We start from the raw sequence: 21774 nt of genomic DNA, 5'->3' as shown, positions 1-21774 counted from the left end.
AAAAAAGGGGTGACAATTTCTCTCTGTAATTATGGATTTCCAAGACAAACACATCATTACTTTATATCAAAAATTTTGCAATCAAACAGCATCAATGGAAGAGCTGGCTGAATTCAGCGAATTTTTAAAACATGATGCTGCCGAAAAACGATTGTTCGATCTTTTAGAAATGGATTATGAGTTAAGTGATATCCATCTTCGTGAAATCGACGACCTTCGGGCAACGCAGATTTACCGGGAAATCATATCAAAGCGGCAACCTTTGAGAAAGGTTTTTTCCCTTACCTCAAGAATCGCTATTGCCGCTTCATTGGTGATTATTGCGGTTTCATCTCTACTATATTATCATTTTGTTGATTCTCAAAAGCAACAGCTTACTTATATTTCACCCGCTACGGATATTCCTCCCGGAAGAGTAGCTGCAACGCTCACACTTGCAGACGGAAGTACGATTAAACTCGGTGCTGCGTCTGCCGGCGTGATAGCCAGGGAACCCGGACTTCTAATCTCAAGGAACAGTAAAGGCGAGGTTGTTTATGAGATCCTTGATAAGGAAAGTGATCATTTAGCCGGGAATAATACCCTGGCGACAAACAAAGGGGAAACCTATCGGTTAAAACTTCCCGATGGCTCGTTAGTGTGGCTGAACGCCGCCTCATCACTTACCTACAATACAGCCTTTAACGCCAATAAACAAAGAATGGTTAAACTGGAGGGGGAAGCGTATTTCGAGGTTGCCAAGGATGATGAGAAGCCTTTCATTGTAAAGTCGCAACATCAGGAAGTGAGGGTGCTGGGTACCCATTTTAATGTTAAAGCCTATCCCGACGATCGCCTCGAGACCACCACGCTTGCCGAGGGAAGCGTAAAAGTTTCGTATCAGGCGGCGGCCTGGAATAAGGATACCCAAATCCGCTACAGCGACGAAATCAAGCTAAGTCCTGGACAGCAGTCTATATTAAAAAATGACCAGATTATGGTTTCAAATGTTAATCTTGAAAACGCTTTAGCCTGGAAAGACGGGAATTTCATATTTAACGGGGTCGGTATCAAGGATATTATGCAGGATATTGCCCGGTGGTATGCCATTGAGATAATTTATGAAGGAGAAGTGCCGGTAGGGAAATTCTCCGGCAACGTTTCAAGATCGAAAAATGTAAGCCAGATTTTAATGGCTTTAGAATCAACCAGATTAGTTCACTTTAGAATTGAAGGGAGGAAAGTATTCGTAACTAAATAACTATAAAAAAGCCAGATTCCGCTAAAGGAACCTGGCAAAGTTTGACGATAGTCAGCAGAAAATAATCAACTAAACCAACAGTTTACCTTCGCCGTGGAAAGTAGAGGTAAAACTGAAAAACAAACTTTAAACTAAATGTATATAAAATATACCAAACAAACAGGTATACCGTCTGTCGTATACACTAAAATTTTGCTTATTATGCGAATAACCATCGTGATTTTAATAGCAACATTGATGCAGGTCTCCGCTTCGGGATTTGCTCAGAAGATATCATTGTCTGAAAAAAATGCATCAATCTTTCAAGTATTTGCCAAGATAAAGCAACAGAGCGGTTACGACTTTGTTGCAGATGATAATCTTTTAAAATCACTTAAACCCATCAACATCAATGTTAAAAAAACCGAACTGACTGATGTTTTGGATCTTTTGTTCAAGGACGAATTGCTTGAATATACGGTTCAGAATAAAATTGTTGTGGTATCCAGAAAAACACCGTCTTTGCTTGATAGAGTTACCTCATTTTTCAAGGATGTTGATTTGAAAGGCCTCATCTTAAATGAAAAAGGAGAGCCTATGCCAGGTGCAAGTATTCTTGTTCAACAGACCAAAAGACTCTACCTCTCTGATGAATCCGGTTCCTTCAACATACGTGGCCTCAAGGGTAAGGAAACGCTGATTTTTAGCTTTATAGGCTATCAGTCAGATACCATACCATTAAGGAACAGAACCAGCCTGGTGGTAACTTTAAAACCAGTTTCTGCTGATCTTTCGGAAGTGAAAATTGTAAGCACAGGTTATCAAAATCTGAACAGGGATCGTGCTACTGGTTCATTCGGGATTGTTACTGCAAAAGATATTGCTCAATACCCTACCATAAGTTTGCTTGAGCGGCTACAGGGCCTGGTTCCAGGCGTAGACATATCCACCAAGACCGAGGCCGGTAAAAGCCGTAATGGTACGATTAATATCCGGGGTATTTCTACCATTATCAGTGATTATGGCCAGGTGAGCACCGAACCGCTTTTGGTTATTGATGGTTTCCCGTCTCAGGTTTCTATAGCAGGTGGCGCTCTGGATTTGATGAATCCTAATGATATTCAGCAAATTACATTTTTGAAAGATGCGGCGGCTTCTGCGATCTGGGGGATAAAGGCTGCAAATGGGGTAATTGTAGTTACCACAAAAAAGGGGAAACCAAATACTGCACCTTCAATAAATTTCTCGACCACCTTTAGTACAAGTGCTAAACCTAAACTCAATTATGGCTCGACCATGTCAGTCGCGGATTATATCGATCTGGAAAAGGACATGATCGATATGAATCTGATCAGTGACCCCTTTCCGATACAATCAGGGACATTTCCGGGAAACAATAGTCAGGCTCAGGCGATCATTTTTCGTCAGAAACGAGGAGAGATAACAGAAAGTCAGATGAATATGGAGTTGGCTAATTTAGCTAATATCGATAATCAAGATCAAATTTCCAGATACCTCTTACAGCGGCCCCAAACGCAACAGTACAACTTATCACTCACAGGCGGAGGGGTAAACAGTTCCTATTATATGTCGGGTTACTATTATAACGAAGATAGGCTCTATAAAAGCAACAAAAATAAAGGGTACGCATTTAATATGGGCTCAGTCTCATCATTATTCAAAGGCATTTTAACCATAAATGCTAACCTAAGCTACAATAATACCTCGGATGTTTTAAATGCTGCAGCAGTTCGTGCCATGAGCCAAACCTCCCTGGGGATGCGCCCTTATGATGCATTGGTTAATGCTGATGGCAGTACGAAATATTACGATGTGTTCAGTACCCCATTGGTAGCCAGAAACTTCGAAAGTAAAGGATACCTTCCTTTCCGATATTCTGCCATTGATGAACTCAACTACAATAATACCGTTAACAATACGAACAATATTGCGCTGAACCTTGATGTTACCGGCAAGATCACGCCCTGGTTAAGTGTTTCTTTATCAGGAAATCTTGGTCGTTATTTTAATGAAAGAGAAAACTATCAGGAACCGGAAAGTTACGAAAGTCGCATAATGATCAATAGGGCTACCAGCGTAAACGCAGCTGGGGCACTTGTTTACGGTATTCCTAATGGAGGTCGCCTGAGCCTGGCCAACGCCCTGGGTAGAAGTTATAACCTCCGTGGTCAGTTAAGTATCAACAAATCTTGGAGCGATAAACATGAACTTAATGTGCTGATGGGCAATGAAATTAGAGAAAATTTCAGTAAATCGAGTAATGAACTTCGCTATGGCTATGATAAGTCTATTAATGCTTTCAGATCAGTTAACCCCAGCGTAAGCTATCTGGATATCTATGGTCAGCGTCCTAGTATCGGAGCAACATCTTCACCTGTAGTCGAATCAACCACCAGAGGACTATCTTACTACGCAAGTGGTTCATACACCTTTAACAGTAAGTACACCGTTTCCGGAAGTGCAAGGTTTGATGATCTGAATCTCTTAGGTGTCGAACGCAGAAAACGTGCAATCCCGCTTTGGTCTGCTGGTTTGAGCTGGAATATGAAAAAGGAAATGATTTTGAAGGACTTGAACTGGCTTACCAACCTTTCAACCCGCTTTACCTATGGCTTTACCGGAAATGCGCCTCAGGGTTATGCCCCGGTAACTGTTATTTCTCTCCTCGGAACCGATTTTGAATCATCTTTACCCTACGCTGTAATTGACAGACCTGCAAGAGAAAACCTGGCTTGGGAAAAAACGCGCATGATTAATTACGGTCTCCAGGTTGGTCTCTTCAACGGCCGTGTTTCGGCGACGGTAGATTATTACCTGAAAAAAACAACAGATATTTTTTTCCAATTGCCGATTAATGGTACATATGGTTTCACCCAAACTATTTTTAATGCAGCGAAGTTAGATGGAAAGGGTGTTGATTTGGGACTGAGCTTCATTCCAGTGCAATCAAAAAATGTGAGTTGGAACAATACCATTAATATTTCTTACAATACCAATAAGGTACATGATGAGCGCTTTAACCTGCCTATAGGCGATTTGGGAAGAAATCAAATTTATGATGGCTATCCTCAGGATTATTTATTCTCCTATAAATTTGCAGGTTTGGATAATACCGGACAGACGCTGATTGAGGATCCTAAGGTTCCAGGAAGAATACTAAGAGTTGATGAGTTTCAGTACTTCGATATTATGGAATATTCTGGCCGGACAGCTTCGCCTTATTATGGTGCTTATAGCAGTAATATTTCCTATAAACAATTCAGCCTTGGTTTTCAATTCCAGTACGCCTTTGGCGGAGTTTTCAGAAAACCTTCGGTAACTGAAAATTCAGTATATGTTAGCCGTGCAGGTGATTTAGGGATGCGGTGGCGCAAACCTGGAGACGAATTGTTTACAAACGTTCCAACCATCAACACTGATTTTAACCAGGGATACTATTATGGTACCAGCATCACCCGGTATTCAGAGTCTGATTACCTGATCAGAAGCCGTAGTAATATCAAACTTCAACAGATTAGCCTAAGCTATGCACTACCACAAAAACTGTTAAAACCCATCGGGGTAAAGATGTTGACAGTCTCGGCTGTATGCCGTAACCTCGGACTGATCTGGACTGCAAATAAAGAAAAAATTGATCCTGATTATGTCTATAACACAGGAAATACCTTTCAGCTTGCACCTGTTAGAAGTTATTCGTTTCAACTTAATTTAAGCTTATAATGTATAAAACAGCATCAATATATACCTTTAAAATAGTAATGGTTACTGTTTTAACTTTTACACTCTTTTCCTGCCGCAAATACGTAGAAAATGTGCCTGTACAGGGACAGCGGGTATTGGTTTACACCCAGGATTACCGTCTATTGCTCAATAACAGAAACAACCAGGAAGTTGGGGCAGGAAATACGGCCATTTTAAGCTGTGATGATGTCGAACTTTCCGATCCGGAAGTGCAGACCTCACTAGCGAACAACACAACCAATTCAGCTATTTACGGATGGAAAAATCCTTTCTATTTCGGTGAAACCGATGATTTTGACTGGAATTTTATGTACAACGCAATATACGTTTACAATACCGTGGTAAAAGGTGTTTTAGAAAGCAAGGGCGGTAGCCCGGACCAGCGAAATGCGCTGTATGCCGAGGCGTTAATCAACAGGGCGTTTACGTTTTTTACTTTAACGAATTTGTATGGTAAACAATATGATCCGGCAACAGCTGCTACAGATCCAGCTATACCCTTACTGTTGTCACCAGAACTGTTTGTGAAACTTAATAGGGCATCGGTGAGGGAGGTCTACGATCAAATCGTCAAAGATCTTAAAGAAGCCTTACCGCTTATTCCGGTAGTTCAGGCCAGTACTGTTCAACCTAACCGGGCCGCTGCTTATGCATTGTTGGCGAAAGCCTACCTGAATATGCGCGATTTTGAGGCCGCCAAAACTGCTGCGGAACAATCACTTTCATTGAACAGCTCGCTTTATGACTATAATACGTTTTTGACAACCAATATTCTTCCTACGCAATATACAGATAAGCAGGTTTTACTCCGGAAAGTTCCCAGAAGTAGTTTTTATCCACTACAGTTAAGCCCATCCTTATTGAATCTGCTCGATAAAAAAGACCTGCGTTATGAACTTTTCACCAGACCAGGTTCAAACTTTTACCCTGCTTTTCAGGGAACGGGCTTTTGGTCGAGGGATAATTATAACGATAGATCTCCGGTAGGTTTGACTGTTAATGAAACGTGGCTTATACGGGCAGAATGCTTAGCCCGTACAGGGAAGCGCGATGAGGCACTTACAATGGTAAACGATTTGCGAAAAATGAGATTCCGCCCGGCAGATTATCAAGCTGTAACGGCAACTTCAGATCAGGAAGCCTTGCAAAGGGTTGTGGAAGAGCGCAGGCGAGAATTTTTCGGAACGGGACTGCGCTGGTTCGATCAAAAGCGGCTGAATAAAGATGCGGCATTTGCGAAGTCTGTTACCCGCATGATCGGCAATGTGACCTACATACTTGAACCTAACAGCAATGCTTATGTTTTCCAGTTCGCTGAAAAACTTGTTGCTCAAAATCCAGAACTGGTTCAAAACCCCAAATAAACTCTAATATCCCACTATTGGTAAGGCTAATCTATTATTAATAGTGGGATTGGTACGCCTAAAAATTTATAAAATATGGAAAAAAGTATAGTAAAGATTGAAAACCTATCTCATCGCTATAGTAACACCTGGGCCATACGCGACATTAATATAGAAATCAATGATTTTGGTATCGTTGGGTTATTAGGATCGAATGGTGCCGGTAAATCAACTACAATGAACATTCTTTGTGGGTCAATCAATCAAACAGAAGGCAATGTATTTATCAACGGTATAAATTTCAGGGAAGATCCCAAACGGGCGAAAATGGAAATCGGGTTCCTTCCCCAAAATCCTCCGTTATACCTTGACCTAACGGTTGATGAATACCTTCACTATTGCGCAGCACTGCGCAATATGTATGGCCAGCCTGGCAAAGATGCGGTTGCAGAGGCGAAGGAGCGCTGCGGCATCAGCCATTTCGGCGGCCGATTGCTCAAAAATCTTTCAGGTGGATACAGACAGCGCGTGGGAATTGCCCAGGCAATTGTACATAAGCCTAATGTACTGGTTTTGGATGAGCCCACCAATGGTTTGGATCCCAATCAGATTATTGAGGTTCGATCGCTTATCAAGGACATTGCTAAAGATAGGGTAGTCATATTTTCATCACACATTCTGTCAGAAGTACAGCTGCTCTGTAAGGATATCAAAATGATCGAAAACGGAAAGATAGTGTTTTCAGATACAATGGATGCGTTCAACAACTATGTGGAACCGCACAGCATGCTGGTCTCTTTTCAAAACATGCCTCTGGTAGCTGAGCTCGAAGCGATTCCCGGGATACTTAAGGTCGACATTCTTAATGGAAAATTAGTCCGCCTGTTTTTCAGTGGCGACGCGGAGATTACAGAGACCATTATTTCCGAAAGTGTTCAGAATGGTTGGCGCCTGCAGGAAATCTCTCTTGAAAAAAACTCGGTAGAAGAAATATTCAAACAACTTTCACAACATTAATTTCACATCATTTTCTTAATGAAAACAATCCTTCAAATTGCAAAAACAGAACTTAAAATGCTGTTTTATTCTCCTATTGCATGGTTTCTTATTATCGTTTTCATGGTTCAATGTGGCCTGGGCTACATGGCTACGCTGAAATCTATCGCCCAGATGCAGGCAGATGGATATAAAATTCCTTTTAGTGTAGTTGGACAGGCCGTATTTGGCTCCAATGGGCTATTTGCCTCGGTAATGAGGAATCTTTACTTATATCTTCCACTTTTAACAATGGGATTAATCAGTAAAGAAATGAGCAGTGGTACCATCAAATTATTGTATTCCTCACCTATCCGTATACGAGACATTGTATTGGGTAAATTCAGCGCCATGGTAATCATGAGCGTGCTCATGCTTGGGGTAGTAACCATATTTCTATCCATCAGCTATTTCACAGCAGATTCGCCAGATATCGGAATGTTGTTGAGCGCTTTACTAGGCCTGTTTTTACTGCTTTGTGCGTATTCTGCTATAGGTCTATTTATGTCCTCCCTAACAACATATCAAATTGTAGCTGCCGTTAGTACCTTTGTCATTTTCGGTATTCTGTACAACATTGCCGACTTGTGGAAGGGCATACCGTTTATAAGGGATATTACCTTCTTTCTCTCGGTATCCGGAAGAACAGACTGGATGCTGGTAGGCTTAATTACCAGTAACGGCATTATTTATTTTCTTGCCATTGTATTCCTTTTTCTCACCATTACTATTTATAAGCTAAAATTTAGCATGCAAACGGTCTCGCCTATGGTAAAAGCAGGACATTATATTTCAATCATTGCAATAACACTTCTTATTGGTTACATCAGTTCCATTCCACAACTGATTATTTATGCGGATGTAACGGAAAATAAATCTAATACACTAAAGCCAGATACGCAGAAAATAATTAAAGAACTTGGTGATGAACCGCTGGAAATAACAGGATACACGAACCTGCTGGGCGGTTACATGGAAGATGGAAATCCAGAATCTTATCAAAAAAACATCAACGCATGGGCACCTTATGTGCGCTTTAAACATAATATTAAATTAAAAAGTGTGATGTATTACGATACCCTGGCACAAGGCGGGGATATCATGAAAGGGAACAAAGGAAAAACCCTTGCTCAGGTAGTGGAGAAGATCGCCCAGACAAGAGAAATGAATATAAATCAGTTTTTAACACCTGAGCAGATTCGAAAAGAAGTCGATCTTTCCAAAGAGCCCAATTTTTATATCATGCAACTCAAGTATAAAGGGAGAAAGACCTTCCTCCGGGTATATCCTGATAATGAGCACTGGCCATCGGAAACGGAAATATCAGCAGCACTTAAAAGACTCCTTAGCGCAAAAATGCCTAAAATACTTTTTGCTACCGGAGAGTTAGAAAGAAATATCAATAAAATAGGCGACCGTGAATACCAGGCATTAACAAACCTAAAGGTTTTCAGGCAGTCTTTGCTTAATCAGGGCTTCGATGTCGACACCATCTCCCTTGCCACCACGCCGGTGCCCAAGGATATATCAGTGTTGGTTATGGCAGATCCCAAAGTTGGCCTGAGTGCTGCCGCAACTAAAAATTTGCAGGCGTATATTAATGGCGGTGGTAATTTGCTCGTTACCGGAGAGCCCAATAAACAGGATGTTTTAAATCCAATAATCAAACAGTTTGGTATTCAGTTGATGGATGGAGCCATCGTTCAGCAAAGCAAGCAATTGGAGCCGGATTTGGCTACCCCAAACTTAACCGGCGCGGCAACGAAGCTCTTCATGCCCCTGGAGCAGGCGCACAAGGATAGCATAGTGGTTTCGATGCCATTGGCTACAGCCCTGTCTATCGAAAACACGAAATGGTACAAAACCCAGCCTTTGTTGGTAACAAACCAGAAAAGCAGCTGGCTTAAAAGAGAAAGGTTTCTGACTGACTCAGCCACCGTGCAATTTGAGCCACAGAAAGGTGATTTGCAAAAAGCTTTCCCATTGGCAGTCAGTTTAACCCGAAAAATTGCTCAAAAAGAGCAGCGAATCATTGTTATCGGTGATGCAGACCTGATGTCAAATAAGGAATTGAACAGGTTCAATCTCCGTACAGCAAATTTTGTTTTCAATATCGGTGTGTTTAGCTGGCTGAGCTATGGCGAATTCCCTATCAGTAGCTTCAGACCGGCACCAAAAGACACGGTATTACTGGTAGATAAAGATCAGATCCACCTGCTTAAATTGATTTTCGTATGGATTATCCCTGGTTTGCTACTTGCATGCGGAAGTATCATACTGATCAGACGAAAAAGAAAATAAGATATTTAATATGCCTTTAATTACAGATCAACAGACGATTAACGACCTCAACCTGTTTGGAAGACAGGGGAGTAATTCAATTTACGAAATTTTTAATAGTACCCGGACACATGGCGGATCAATTATTCTGGAAGAGATGTTCCTTAATCCGATCGGTGATTTTGATAAAATAAATCAGCGTAGCCAGATCATCCAGTATTTCGCTGGTCGTGCTGAAAAGTTCCCAATATCTACTGAACTGCTCAGTGCGATAGAATCATATATCAATAATACAGATTCGAGGAGTAAGTTATCGGAATACGATCAGTCGGTAACAAAGCGGCTGGGTAATTTCGTAGCACCCGATGCACAGACAACGACTATCTATAGGGGTATCTCAGCTATCCTGCTGTTTGTTCGGGAATTTAAGCTGTTTGTGGATGCTCTTGATCTGGCAACCGATCATCCGTACGGTTCAGAAAAAAATAATATTCAGCGAATTTTATCATCTGAAGAATTTGCTGATCTGCCTTTCAAAGTTGAGGGTTACAAGCCTACAGGCCAGGAGTTCATATCATATGATGAATTATTTAGGTTTGTTAACAGGGATGCCATATTAACACTATTACAATGCCTGTACAGACTTGATGTTTATTATTCAATTGCTAAAGTGGCAAAGGAAAGGAAATTTGTTTTCCCAACGGCTTTACCAGGGGGCAATTCCTTTATAAGAATTGACGATGTTTATCATCCTCAGCTTCAGCGTGCAGTTCCGAATTCCATAGTAATGAGCGATGAACAGAATGTCGTTTTTCTCACTGGTGCTAACATGGCAGGAAAATCAACTTTCATGAAATCTTTGAGCATCGCGATATTTTTGGCCCATATGGGATTTCCGGTGCCGGCAGCAAAAATGGAATTCACCGTTCTGGATGGAATATATACCACCATTAACCTGCCAGACAACCTGGGGATGGGTGCGAGCCATTTTTATGTAGAGGTGCTCCGTGCAAAAAAGATTGCATCCGAACTGAAACTGGGAAAAAAACTTTTTGTGCTTTTTGATGAAATGTTTAGAGGAACAAATGTGAAAGATGCCTGTGAAGCCACTATAGCCTTTACTGCCGCTTTTGCCCGTAAACAGGGGAGCCTGTTTGTGATCTCTACACACATTATTGAAGCCGGAGAAGTGTTAAAGGAACAAAGCGAAAAGATAAAGTTTGTATTTCTGCCAACAACAATGGAAGGAACCAATCCGATATATACTTATACCCTGCAATCCGGTTTAACTGCAGACAGGCATGGTATGATTATTATCAATAATGAAGGCATCCTGGATATCTTAAATGCCGGACTGGCCAAATCAAATGCTAAAGACATATGAGTTTAATCGTTGACAAACAAACGCAGGATGATCTAAACCTGCTCGGTAAATATACACCTGGATCTATTTTCAGCCTGTTCAATAAAACCAAAACCGATGGGGGGGAACAGCTCTTGCAGACGATGTTCCTAAACCCATTGACAAGTGCTGCAGCTATCAACGCACGGCGGGATATTTTCCATTATTTCCAGGAGAAAGATTTTACGTTTCAGCTTGAAAGGGCAGACTTCCAATCAACTGAAAACTATCTGGCAATCGAAAGTCCAAAAATGTTCATTGTTGCCGTATTTAACTCCTTTCTTAAAAAAGGCCAGTCGGTATTGATCCGCGATGAACGTTATGATCAACTCGTAGCTGGGTTGAACGCAACAATCAAAGTGCTGAAATACGCCCAGGCGCTTTCGGTTCTTCTAAATGATAATTCGAATACCCCATTTGACCAGGATAAAGAGCGGCTCAAAGAAATATTAGATGACCCTCTTTTGAGAAAATTAATTGCTCAACATACCAATGAGCAATTCGCACCGTATCAGCTTGCGGTTTATGATCACCTCCTCAAGCAGACATTGAAAGGTTCCCTCAATAAGCTTTTGAAGATCATGTATTCAATCGATGTTTACGCCAATGTAGGTAAGCTCGGAAAGATGATGGGCTACTGTTACGCAGAGGCCATGGAGAAAGAGGAAAATGTATTAAACATTACCGGGCTGAGACATCCGGCCTTACGCAATGGTGTAAGTAACGACTTAAGGTTCGACCATGATGCAAATTTACTCTTTCTCACCGGTGCAAACATGGCGGGTAAATCAACCTTAATGAAATCTCTTGGTATAGCAATCTACCTGGCGCATATGGGGTTTCCAATTGCTGCCAATCAGGTGATCTTTTCGGTACGCGATGGATTATATACCTCAATAAATGTTTCCGACAATCTTCAAACTGGCTACAGCCATTTCTATGCCGAGGTTTTGCGGGTGAAAAGTGCTGCTGAGCAAGTGGCAAGTGGAAAATGTTTCGTAGTCCTTTTTGATGAACTGTTTAAAGGTACAAATGTTAAAGATGCTTATGATGCAACGCTGGCTGTTACCGAAGCTTTCGCGAAATATAAAGCGTCTGCTTTTATCGTTTCTACACACATTATCGAAGTTGGGGAAGCCTTAAAAGGAAATTTATCAGTGCAATTTGCTTATATGCCGACGGTTATGAACGGAAATAAGCCCACCTATCCTTACAAATTAACTCCGGGGATCACCAGCGACAGACAGGGTATGATCATCATTGAAAATGAGGGTATCCTGGAACTGCTAAAGAATTAACATATGAATAAAAAGAACAAAAGTCTCATCCTGCTGAAGTTACAAACCCTATGTGTGATCGCGTTACTTTGCGGTACATGCGCAGCGCAGAAAATGATGAGCCGAACCGGGGCAGACAGGTTTGCAACGCAACAGTGGAACACAGAAAAGCAAAAATTAATGCCCGCTGCCCGGAAGGTGTGGAGTGAGGGCGTAATAAAGTTTCAACAATACCAGATGGCCATTGCCTATAAGGTTTTTGGAACAAAACCAGTTGGCGGGAGAAGTTTATATATCTCGCTGCATGGTGGTGGTAACGCTCCGGTGGCAGTAAATGATCAGCAATGGGAGAATCAACGTACACTGTACAATATCAAAGAAGGATTGGTTATTGTGCCCAGGGCACCAACGAACACCTGGAACCTCTGGCATGAAGATCATATCGATAATTTCATCGATTCGCTAATCCGCTACAGTGTGATAATGGAAGATGTAAATCCCGATAAAGTTTATATTCTTGGTTATTCAGCGGGAGGGGATGGGGTATTTCAATTGGCTCCCCGTATGGCCGATCGTTTTGCCGCCGCATCGATGATGGCCGGCCATCCCGGCGATGCTGATATGCGTAACCTGCGTAACCTGCCGTTTTCAATATTCATTGGCGGTTTAGATTCCGCATATAACAGAAACAAGCTCGCTATCAAATACAACAAGAAGCTCGATAGTTTGCACAACCTGGATGCTAAAGGCTATGACCACGAATTTCACCTGTATCCTGATAAGCCCCATTGGCTTGATCATCAAGATACCATCGCCATCTCCTGGATGGCAGATTATAAGAGAAATACTTTTCCGGATAAGGTTGTTTGGGTACAGGATAACCGGTTGCAGCACCGGTTCTATTGGCTATCGGCCCCTCTTGTATCCTCAAAAGTTGGCGATGTAGCCGAAGTTGGCCGTAAAGGCAACCAGATTACCATATTACATAATACCTTTAAAGTGCTTGAAATTAACCTGAATGATGATCTTGTAAACCTTGATCAGCCAGTCACCGTTATTGCTAACGGCAAAGTTCTTTTTCACAAAAAAGTAAACCGCAGCTTTAAAGCGATTGAAAGTTCGGTAACGGAATATCAGGACCCCCGATTCATATTCACGGCAAAGCTCATACTCAGCAATAATAAGGTAAGTGAAGTTTACCCCTTAAAATCTAAATAGCATAAAAGATGACTAATTTAAAATGGAGCGCGACCTTACTCTTCGCGCTTATTTTTTCAAATGTATCGGGCCAGCAGAATCTTAAAAGTAAAAGGATTGAAAATCTTATTTCCAATGGTGTCAGCACAGCAATGCCCTTTAGTGTGTATATTATCGCATGGGACACTGTGAAAAATAATAGGCCCGATGGAATATATGAAACAGATGGTTTTAGTGGTGTTATTGTTTCCGCACAGGGGCATATCCTAACCGCTGCACATGCAATTAAAGCTAATCAGGTTTACCAGGTTACATTTGTTGACGGTAGAAAATACACAGCGCTCCCCTTAGGCCGTATAGGAATTGATGAAAAAAATGCAGTGTACGATATGGCCATGATCAAAATAACCAAAGAAGAGAAATTTGATTATGCACAAATGGCCGCTGGCAGCGAAATGGTTTTAAATCAGCCAGTCATCAGCATTTCCTATCCCGCATCATTCCTCAAGTCAACACCTAATGTGCGTTATGGTAGAATATCTAATACAGATACAGGGAATGGTTTTATTCAGTCGTCAGCAAAAATGGAGCCTGGTGATTCCGGTGGTCCATTGTTTGATCTCAAAGGCAGGCTCATTGGTATACACAGTCGCATAAAGGAGGATGAATCGCAAAATTTTGATATTCCTGTGGATTCTTTTTTGAAATACTGGGGCCCTCTTAATAAACCTATAGATTATCAGAAAGTGCCTTGGCCAGATTCTTTGCCGGAGACAGTCAACCCATCACTCATGCCGCCGTTTCCTTCGATAGACTCACTAATCGGAATTACTTCAAAACAGGGAAAAAGCGTGGCAGTGGTTATGAGTAATGATGGTGATCAAATAAAAAAAATATTGGGTACTTGGGTCCGTGTCAAAAATGAAACTTATCTCATCAGTAAAAGTTCAATGGTTGCGGCCAATCCCCGGATTTTAGTGGAGGGGAAAATTTTTGAATCCACTGTCATCAACAGGGATCGAAGAAACGATTTGATATTGCTGAAGCCAAGCCTGAAAATCAGTTACGGAATACAGTTAGGTGCTAAACCGCCCAAACGCTTTGGAGGAGAAGACCACCCCGGTAAAATGCTAATATCTGTGCTTCCAGCCCAATTGAAAAAGATAGGCGTTTTTAGTGGATTGCCATTAGCGGTTCCTTTGAGCAACAGTATCGGATATCTGGATGTCGGTGCTAAATATCAGGACGGAAAAATTTTAATTACTGAAATACCGCAAAATAAAGCCATAACCACAAAATTAAAACAGGATGATCATATCTCAGCGGTCAATGGAAAACCAATTGTCAAACCTGAGGATTTCATCAATGCCTTTACCTCATATTACGCAGGTGATGTCGTTAAACTTGACATCATCCGGCATGGCCTGCCCTTAACCGTCGAAACTTGTTTAGAAGGTCAGCCCATACTGAACCACGCATCTTATGCGTATGCGGGGGGAAGAAGCGAGCGCTCTGATGGATTTGATCATGTCCTGATCAGCGATGCGGCAATAGAAAGTGCTGAATGTGGAAGTCCGGTATTTGACCGCTCCGGTAGGTTTTGCGGGATCAATATTGCCAGGCACAGCAGAACATCCGCTTTGATTATGCCGGTGGAAAGCATTCGTGGATTTATACTTCAATCGCTTCAAAAGAATTTATAAGATTGTCGTTTAAATATTATTAATAGGTTTTTAATTTCCTTTTAGTAGATGATCTTGTAAATGCGGTGTGCGTAAGCGTGTTTTAGATGGTTGTTTATATGTGACTATATCTGAAATAATACAATGATTTTGTTGTGGTGCATGCCGGAGCCTTATTCCAGTAATTTTCTGTAAAAAGGAAGAAGCTGCTCGGCAAGGATCAAATGGTCTTCTGTGCTGGGATGGCCTGTGCATCCATGCGGGTCCATTGCTGGGAAGAAAAAAGTTTTAACTCCTGGGCCTGATGGGTACAGGGAATCAACTCTCTTTTTTATGGTATTGAGACAGTTTTCAAGTATATCACGGGATTTTCCTTTCACCATTGGGCTACTTAATAAAGCGATCTGTGCTTTTGGATATTTTGATTTTACAAGTTTAATGAAGTTTACATATTGGTCTAGGAATATTTTTTCATCAAACGGCTTTCTTGCGTTTTTTCCATCGCCATTACTAAGGTCGTTGGTGCCTAGTGCAATACTGACGATTTTAGGGCTATACTTTTTGAAGTCCCATTTTTGTTGCGTATCTGTTTTAAAATCTATCTGCTCATAAACCTGTGGCATAGAAGGGCCTTCCATATTCCAGGTCCTGTAAATTCCGATACCACTTACACTGCTCATGATATAGTTGGCTCCCAGTTTTCGAGATACCCTTGGTCCATAGGCCAGATAGGCATTGTGCTGATCATGGTATTCGCCGGTTCCACAGGCAAAATCTGTGGTGTCTGATGCAGCTCCACAGGTAATGCTATTGCCAATAAACTCGATTAAGGGGGCTTTGTGGACTTTTATGGCTTTGATATGGTTTGCTGCAATCTTTGAGATCTGAATTGCCCCTGTGTGTGCTTCAGTCGCCTTATAGATCCATATGGTATGTTCGCCACGGCCTTTTACGCTTAAAATTATGGGGCTAGTGGTATTCCCTTCAATACGGATGCGTTTCTGGTACACGCCGTCTATTTCATATTGGATATAATTATGTCCTTGGTTTTGATTTAACTGGGCATATATAGCGCAACTGTCACCAGTAAACTTAAAACCAAAGTGCACTGCTGAGCTGATCATTTCCAATTTATTCTGATCATTGAGCAAGTACCTGCCGTAAGGTTTTAGTTTTTTGGCATAAAGCGTATCCGTATAATTTTTGACCATATTGGCCTGGCTTGCCTGGAATAGACAGATTAATGCCGTAAATAAATAGAAGATCTTGAGTCTCATTGTTGGATTTATATTTTGGGTACCACAATAATATAGAAACAAAAAATCTTAATGGCTAAAGGACAGAAAACTATCATCAAATGTTTGGAAAGTATAATTAACAAGACCAAAACCGAAGGGACTATTCTGCTTAATTGTTTTCTTTTTTGCAAAGGATTGCTTTTAGCTGTTTTTAAAAGGTATTTTACTTGATTTACACATAACTGGCTGCATTCATTATGTATAGTCAAGAAGACTTTTATGTCGGTATAAGCAAAATAGTATCAATAATTAATTAATTTGGGAGAAAAAAGTATAGGCTTACTGTAATCGTATAATCGGTTAAATTAGTTGATAATGATTATTTTAAGCTTTTATTTATTTATATTATAGTGTTTTTTAGATTATTATAAGTTAAAATAATACTATAAAAGCGATTAACATTGCTGTTAAATTTGAGTTAACAAATAATAACTAAATATAAACATTATGAGTACAACTTTACGAATAGTAATTCTGTTTGTGATGTGTATGGGCTTTCTAACCAGGGTCTCTGCGCAAAATGCCTCCAGGGTAATCACAGGAACAGTTTATGATGAAAAAGGTACAACCTTACCTGGAGTAGGTGTTATGGTAAAAGGAACCGCTGTAGCAACCAGTACCAATATTGATGGAAAGTATACAATTACGGTACCTGCCAGTGGAACAGTTTTAGTGTATAGCTTTATCGGTTCAACAAGTCAAGAAATCGTAATCGGCACCAAAAAACAGATCGATGTTAACTTAAAATCAGCATCAACAGCCTTGTCGGATGTTGTGGTAATAGGTTACGGTACACAGAAACGTCAGGATGTTAATGGTTCGGTGTCTTCAGTTCTGGCTAAGGATATTGCAAATATTCCCCAGCCAAGTTTAGATCAGCTGATTCAGGGTAAAGCTGCAGGTGTTACCATTACGCAAAATTCTGGTGGCCCTGGTAGCGCAACTTCTGTGCGTATCCGTGGTATTACTTCATTTGGGGGCAGTGAGCCTTTATATGTTATCGATGGTGTACCTATCCTGGGAGATGCAACCAATAAAAGCGGAAACGGAAGGTCTCCCCAATTGACCCGGACCGGCGGTGGTCAGGAAGAAACAGGCGTGAGCCCACTTTCAAGGATCAATCCCAACGATATAGAATCAATCGATATATTAAAAGATGCTTCTGCAACGGCTATTTACGGTAGCCGTGGTGCTAATGGGGTAGTTATTGTAACTACTAAACGTGGAAAAAATGGTAGTGCTAAGATCAGTTATGATGGTTATTATGGTTTTCAGGAGCAGGGTAAGTTTTTGGATATGATGGATCTAAAGCAATTCGCGAATCTTCAAAATGCATTGGCCGATAAGTTTGGTTTGCAGAGAAGGATAGAGTTTGCAGATCCAAGTATTTTGGGTCCTGGTACAGACTGGCAGGATGCCATTTTTCAGACAGCGCCTCAACAGAATCATCAATTATCATTCTCGGGAGGAAAAGACGGTGTCGATTATTACGTATCTGGAGGCTACCTTAAGCAGGAAGGAACCATTATTGGAAGTGATTTCAAACGTTACTCGTTCCGTACCAATGTGAACGGACAGGTAAAAGACTGGCTAAAAATCGGTAGTACAATCGGCGCGGCACGTACCAACCAGAATATTGGCCTGGGCAGTAATACAGGTATTGTTTATAATGCACTTTCCAGTGCACCGGATAATCCGATCTATAATGCGGATGGATCTTTTGCAGGGCCCACGCTTGATGCAGGAGGACTAGCGCAAGGTACAGTTAATCCGGTTGCACAGGCTTTAAGCCTCACAAACACTTTGTTGAGCAATAACATTAACGGAAGTGCTTATGCTGATTTAAAGATTTTTAAAGACCTGAGCCTACGTTCGGAACTGAATGGGGATTTTAACTGGTCGGAAGCCCAAACTTTTAAGCCAACTTATCAATGGGGGGCATTTTCAAATCAGACGGCACGGCTTGATCAATACAACTCCAATAGTACTTATTGGGGCTGGAAAGAGTATTTAAACTATGCACATACATTTGGTACCAAGCACAATTTAACCGCATTGGCCGGGTATGAGGTTTGGCAGGCCACCTGGGGCGGGGTTTCGAACAAAATAGAAAATTTTGCATCGGGAAATACCATTCAGACACTTGGTTTTGGTGATCAGACCACCGCTCTGATCGATCAGAATAAAGGCAGTCAGGTGATGGAATCTTTACTGGCAAGGGCAATCTATACCTATAATAACAGATACAGTATCACGGCAAGTATCCGCTCTGATAAATCTTCGAAATTTGCCGAAGGGCACAAAGTTGGTTATTTCCCGGCTGCGGCTATTTCCTGGAGATTATCGGAAGAATCGTTCATGGAAAGCACCAAATCTGTAGTCGATAACATCAAAATCAGGTTAAACTATGGTGAAACCGGAAACCAGAACATTCCCAACTATCTTTATGGTTCATCAATTAAGGCAGTTGCCACAGGTTTGGGCACTGGTTTTGTAACCAACAACGTAGCCAATTTAGATTTAACCTGGGAATCTGCCATTCAAAAAGGTGCTGGTGTTGATTTTAGTTTATTTAAAGGAAGAATTGATGCCAGTTTTGATTACTACATTAAAAACTCTAAAAACTTCCTTTTCCAAAAACCACTTCCGGCGTTCCTGCTCGGAGGACCAGCCGAATACTCTGATGTGGCTGCAATTAAATCGCCTTATTACAATGCTGGCCAGATAGAAAATAAAGGCTTCGAATTCAGTATCAATACAAAGAACATTGTAAATGACAATTTCAAATGGAATACAACTTTAATCTTTTCGAAATATAAAAACAATGTAGTATCCTTAAACGGTTCTCCGGCATTAATTGGTAGTATCAACAGCAGTTTTATCAGTTTGCCTGTAACCAAAACAACCGAAGGCGGGCCTGTAGGAGAGTTCTTCGGTTATAAAGTTAAAGGTGTGATTAAAAACACTGCCGACCTGCAGTATATTGCTTCCCATCCTCAGAACGTAACCGGGGGGACATCGCCGGCAGTGATTACAAACGATCCTTCAATTGCCAATTCGATTTACCTGGGTGATCTAATGTATGAGGATACCAACGGTGATGGTAAGGTGGATGCGAATGACCAGGTTGCGCTGGGTAACCCGAATCCGGATTTTACCTACAGTATTACCAATAACTTCACTTATAAAAACTTCGATCTGTCTATCTTTTTGAATGGATCCTATGGAGGTAAAATCCTTAATGCATTAAATTATCAGATCGCAGGACTTTCGGGGCTATATACCAATCAGCTGGCTACTTCCAGCAATTTCTGGAGTCCAGGCAATCCAAATTCTGATATCCCTGCACCAAAGGGCGGTATAGCCAACAACAACTTGGTGATGTCTGACCGCTTTTTGGAAAGTGCCTCCTTTTTAAGGGTTCAGAACATCAGGCTAGGTTATACTTTTCCTGAAAAATGGATTAAGCATGCAAAGCTAAGCCGTTTGAATGTTTTTGCCAGTGGTCAGAATCTATATGTATTTACCAAATATTCAGGTCTGGATCCCGAGATCGGTTCGTTGAACCAGAACCCGATTTATACCAATATAGACATGGGTAGATATCCGATTCCACGTACCATTACATTTGGATTAAACGCACAGTTTTAACATTTAAAGAGATCGATATGAAACGATATATAAAACAGATCATAGCAATGGCAACCCTAGTATCTTTATCTACAACAGGTTGTAAGAAAGAATTTTTTAACCGGCCACCTGAAGATCAATATACCGTTGGCGGATATTATACCACAGCGGCCCAGGTTCAGTCCAGTACAAACGCACTTTATGCCGCGCCATGGTTTGGCTGGAACACAAAAGTAAGCTGGGCAATAACCGAAATGGCAAGCGGTAACGGAAGAAGCGGTTCGGATGATGTGAAGGCTTTTGGAAACTTTTCAGTTTCAAACGGTAACTTTGAATTAAGTGCGGCCTGGAACTCATTGTTTACCGTCGTTGCACAGTCTAACGCCGTAATCTACAATCTTCCAACGGTGCCTGCCTCAGTTCCTGTTTCGGTTGTAAACAATGCGCTGGGCGAAGCACATGTATTAAGGGCACTGGCCTATTTTCATCTGGTTAGGATTTTTGGAAATGTTCCGATTATCGAAAATCCCCTTGATTTCGTAGGTAGTCCATCAACAATCCGTACAAATCCGGTAACTGATGTTTATAAGTTCATTATCAACGATCTGAAATTTGGTGAAGCGAACTGTACGCCCAATGTTGCGGGTAGCGGGCATGTTTCCAGTGGTTCGGCATCTGCATTGATGGCAAAAGTTTACCTGTATATGCAGGATTATGCAAATGCAAAGGCCCAGGCAGAAAAAGTGATCAACAGCCATGAGTTTGGTCTATTTGGCGTAGATGTTGCGGGCAGAACTTATGCTGATCTTTTCAAGATTGCCAACAACAATAATAAAGAATCTATCATCGCTTTACAGTGGCTGTCAAATGGTGGTTATGGTTTTGGAAATGGAATGCAGGCTTCGTTAGCCTATAGTTCTGCCATTACACAGACCGGCGATGGTTATGGTGTGCTGGCTCCAACTTTTGACCTGATTGATGCCTACTCTTCAAATGATCAGAGAAGAAAAGCAACCATTATGCTGCCTGGCGATTATTATCCCGAACTGAATCAGGCCGGTGGCGGTTATACCCTTCCCGCAAATGCAGGTTCTCAGGGTACACATGCACAGATCAAAAAATATGTAACCGGTTCGCCTGCAGATAATGGGGGTAAAAGTGCTTTCCAATCTACCGGTATGAATACTTATATGCTGCGTTTAGCAGATATGTACCTAATTGCTGCGGAAGCAATTTTGGGTGCATCTGTAGGAAGCAGTCCAACAGGTTTGCCCTTAACAGCCAGTACAAGTGATGTAACGGCTGTTAAATACCTCAATACCATCAGGCAACGAGCAGGTTTAGGCGTTGTATCATCATTTACCTTTCAGGATCTGCTAAAAGAGCGCAGGCTTGAATTTGCAATCGAAGGCGATTACTGGTTTGATTTATGCCGTATTGATGGCTTTAATGTAACCAGCCATCCTAAAGCAATTGCAATTATTAAAGCACAAGATAGGGGCGATTCAAGCAATGACACACCTCCTGTTAGATATGGAAACGGATATTTTACACCTGTCGACGCAAATTTCCTGTTGCCTTACCCGGCTACGGAGGTTGCCAACGATCCGGCTTTAGCCCTTCCGCCTGTACCTTACACTTTTAAATAA

Annotated in this window: 12 protein-coding genes; 11 read left to right on the top strand and 1 reads right to left on the bottom strand. The window is 41.4% G+C overall.

Annotated elements, in window-relative coordinates:
• Positions 1-31: 31 nt before the first annotated feature.
• The 9 genes from AC07VK_RS22700 to AC07VK_RS22660 all read left to right on the top strand — a co-directional run bounded on the left by AC07VK_RS22700 (position 32) and on the right by AC07VK_RS22660 (position 15218).
• Entirely contained in the window at positions 32-1240 is a 1209-nt protein-coding gene (locus AC07VK_RS22700; protein WP_492963371.1) for a FecR family protein, read from the top strand.
• Between the two features lie 201 nt (positions 1241-1441).
• A complete protein-coding gene (locus AC07VK_RS22695) occupies positions 1442-4960 on the top strand; it encodes a SusC/RagA family TonB-linked outer membrane protein (protein ID WP_492963373.1) in 3519 nt (1172 codons plus the stop codon).
• Complete coding sequence (locus tag AC07VK_RS22690) at positions 4960-6345, top strand: RagB/SusD family nutrient uptake outer membrane protein (RefSeq protein WP_492963375.1); 1386 nt, start codon at positions 4960-4962, stop codon at positions 6343-6345. The genes AC07VK_RS22695 and AC07VK_RS22690 overlap by 1 nt, the downstream gene beginning before the upstream one ends.
• Before the next feature lie 75 nt (positions 6346-6420).
• Positions 6421-7341 (top strand): ABC transporter ATP-binding protein, encoded by a 921-nt coding sequence (locus tag AC07VK_RS22685; protein WP_492963377.1) that lies wholly within the window; start codon positions 6421-6423, stop codon positions 7339-7341.
• An 18-nt stretch (positions 7342-7359) separates the two neighbouring features.
• Positions 7360-9660: a Gldg family protein gene (locus AC07VK_RS22680; RefSeq protein WP_492963379.1), complete on the top strand. Its 2301-nt coding sequence runs from the start codon at positions 7360-7362 to the stop codon at positions 9658-9660.
• A gap of 10 nt (positions 9661-9670) precedes the next feature.
• Positions 9671-11023 (top strand): MutS-related protein, encoded by a 1353-nt coding sequence (locus AC07VK_RS22675; RefSeq protein ID WP_492963381.1) that lies wholly within the window; start codon positions 9671-9673, stop codon positions 11021-11023.
• Positions 11020-12339, top strand: a complete 1320-nt coding sequence (locus tag AC07VK_RS22670; RefSeq protein WP_492963383.1) for a MutS-related protein — start codon at positions 11020-11022, stop codon at positions 12337-12339. Before AC07VK_RS22675 ends, AC07VK_RS22670 begins: the two co-directional genes overlap by 4 nt.
• 3 nt (positions 12340-12342) lie before the next feature.
• Positions 12343-13536, top strand: a complete 1194-nt coding sequence (locus tag AC07VK_RS22665) for a dienelactone hydrolase family protein (protein ID WP_492963385.1) — start codon at positions 12343-12345, stop codon at positions 13534-13536.
• Positions 13537-13544: 8 nt separating this feature from the next.
• Positions 13545-15218 (top strand): trypsin-like peptidase domain-containing protein, encoded by a 1674-nt coding sequence (locus AC07VK_RS22660; protein ID WP_492963387.1) that lies wholly within the window; start codon positions 13545-13547, stop codon positions 15216-15218.
• A 152-nt stretch (positions 15219-15370) separates the two neighbouring features.
• Here the strand turns inward: AC07VK_RS22660 and AC07VK_RS22655 are convergent, their stop codons facing one another.
• Complete coding sequence (locus tag AC07VK_RS22655) at positions 15371-16474, bottom strand: SGNH/GDSL hydrolase family protein (RefSeq protein ID WP_492963389.1); 1104 nt, start codon at positions 16472-16474, stop codon at positions 15371-15373.
• Between the two features lie 468 nt (positions 16475-16942).
• On the opposite strand from AC07VK_RS22655, the gene AC07VK_RS22650 reads away from it, so the two are divergent.
• Positions 16943-20146 (top strand): SusC/RagA family TonB-linked outer membrane protein, encoded by a 3204-nt coding sequence (locus tag AC07VK_RS22650; RefSeq protein ID WP_492963391.1) that lies wholly within the window; start codon positions 16943-16945, stop codon positions 20144-20146.
• A gap of 47 nt (positions 20147-20193) precedes the next feature.
• Positions 20194-21774 (top strand): RagB/SusD family nutrient uptake outer membrane protein, encoded by a 1581-nt coding sequence (locus AC07VK_RS22645; protein ID WP_494939834.1) that lies wholly within the window; start codon positions 20194-20196, stop codon positions 21772-21774.

It is taken from the genome of Pedobacter sp. GW821-FHT01D05 (assembly GCF_059422505.1).
This window is presented reverse-complemented; position numbering and strand designations above follow the sequence as displayed.

What these genes read in the sequence shown, in the direction of transcription:
- AC07VK_RS22700 (WP_492963371.1), top strand. Translation starts at nt 32, where the DNA reads ATGGATTTCCAAGACAAACACATCATTACTTTATATCAAAAATTTTGC.
- AC07VK_RS22695 (WP_492963373.1), top strand. Translation starts at nt 1,442, where the DNA reads ATGCGAATAACCATCGTGATTTTAATAGCAACATTGATGCAGGTCTCC.
- AC07VK_RS22690 (WP_492963375.1), top strand. Translation starts at nt 4,960, where the DNA reads ATGTATAAAACAGCATCAATATATACCTTTAAAATAGTAATGGTTACT.
- AC07VK_RS22685 (WP_492963377.1), top strand. Translation starts at nt 6,421, where the DNA reads ATGGAAAAAAGTATAGTAAAGATTGAAAACCTATCTCATCGCTATAGT.
- AC07VK_RS22680 (WP_492963379.1), top strand. Translation starts at nt 7,360, where the DNA reads ATGAAAACAATCCTTCAAATTGCAAAAACAGAACTTAAAATGCTGTTT.
- AC07VK_RS22675 (WP_492963381.1), top strand. Translation starts at nt 9,671, where the DNA reads ATGCCTTTAATTACAGATCAACAGACGATTAACGACCTCAACCTGTTT.
- AC07VK_RS22670 (WP_492963383.1), top strand. Translation starts at nt 11,020, where the DNA reads ATGAGTTTAATCGTTGACAAACAAACGCAGGATGATCTAAACCTGCTC.
- AC07VK_RS22665 (WP_492963385.1), top strand. Translation starts at nt 12,343, where the DNA reads ATGAATAAAAAGAACAAAAGTCTCATCCTGCTGAAGTTACAAACCCTA.
- AC07VK_RS22660 (WP_492963387.1), top strand. Translation starts at nt 13,545, where the DNA reads ATGACTAATTTAAAATGGAGCGCGACCTTACTCTTCGCGCTTATTTTT.
- AC07VK_RS22655 (WP_492963389.1), bottom strand. Translation starts at nt 16,474, where the DNA reads ATGAGACTCAAGATCTTCTATTTATTTACGGCATTAATCTGTCTATTC.
- AC07VK_RS22650 (WP_492963391.1), top strand. Translation starts at nt 16,943, where the DNA reads ATGAGTACAACTTTACGAATAGTAATTCTGTTTGTGATGTGTATGGGC.
- AC07VK_RS22645 (WP_494939834.1), top strand. Translation starts at nt 20,194, where the DNA reads ATGGCAACCCTAGTATCTTTATCTACAACAGGTTGTAAGAAAGAATTT.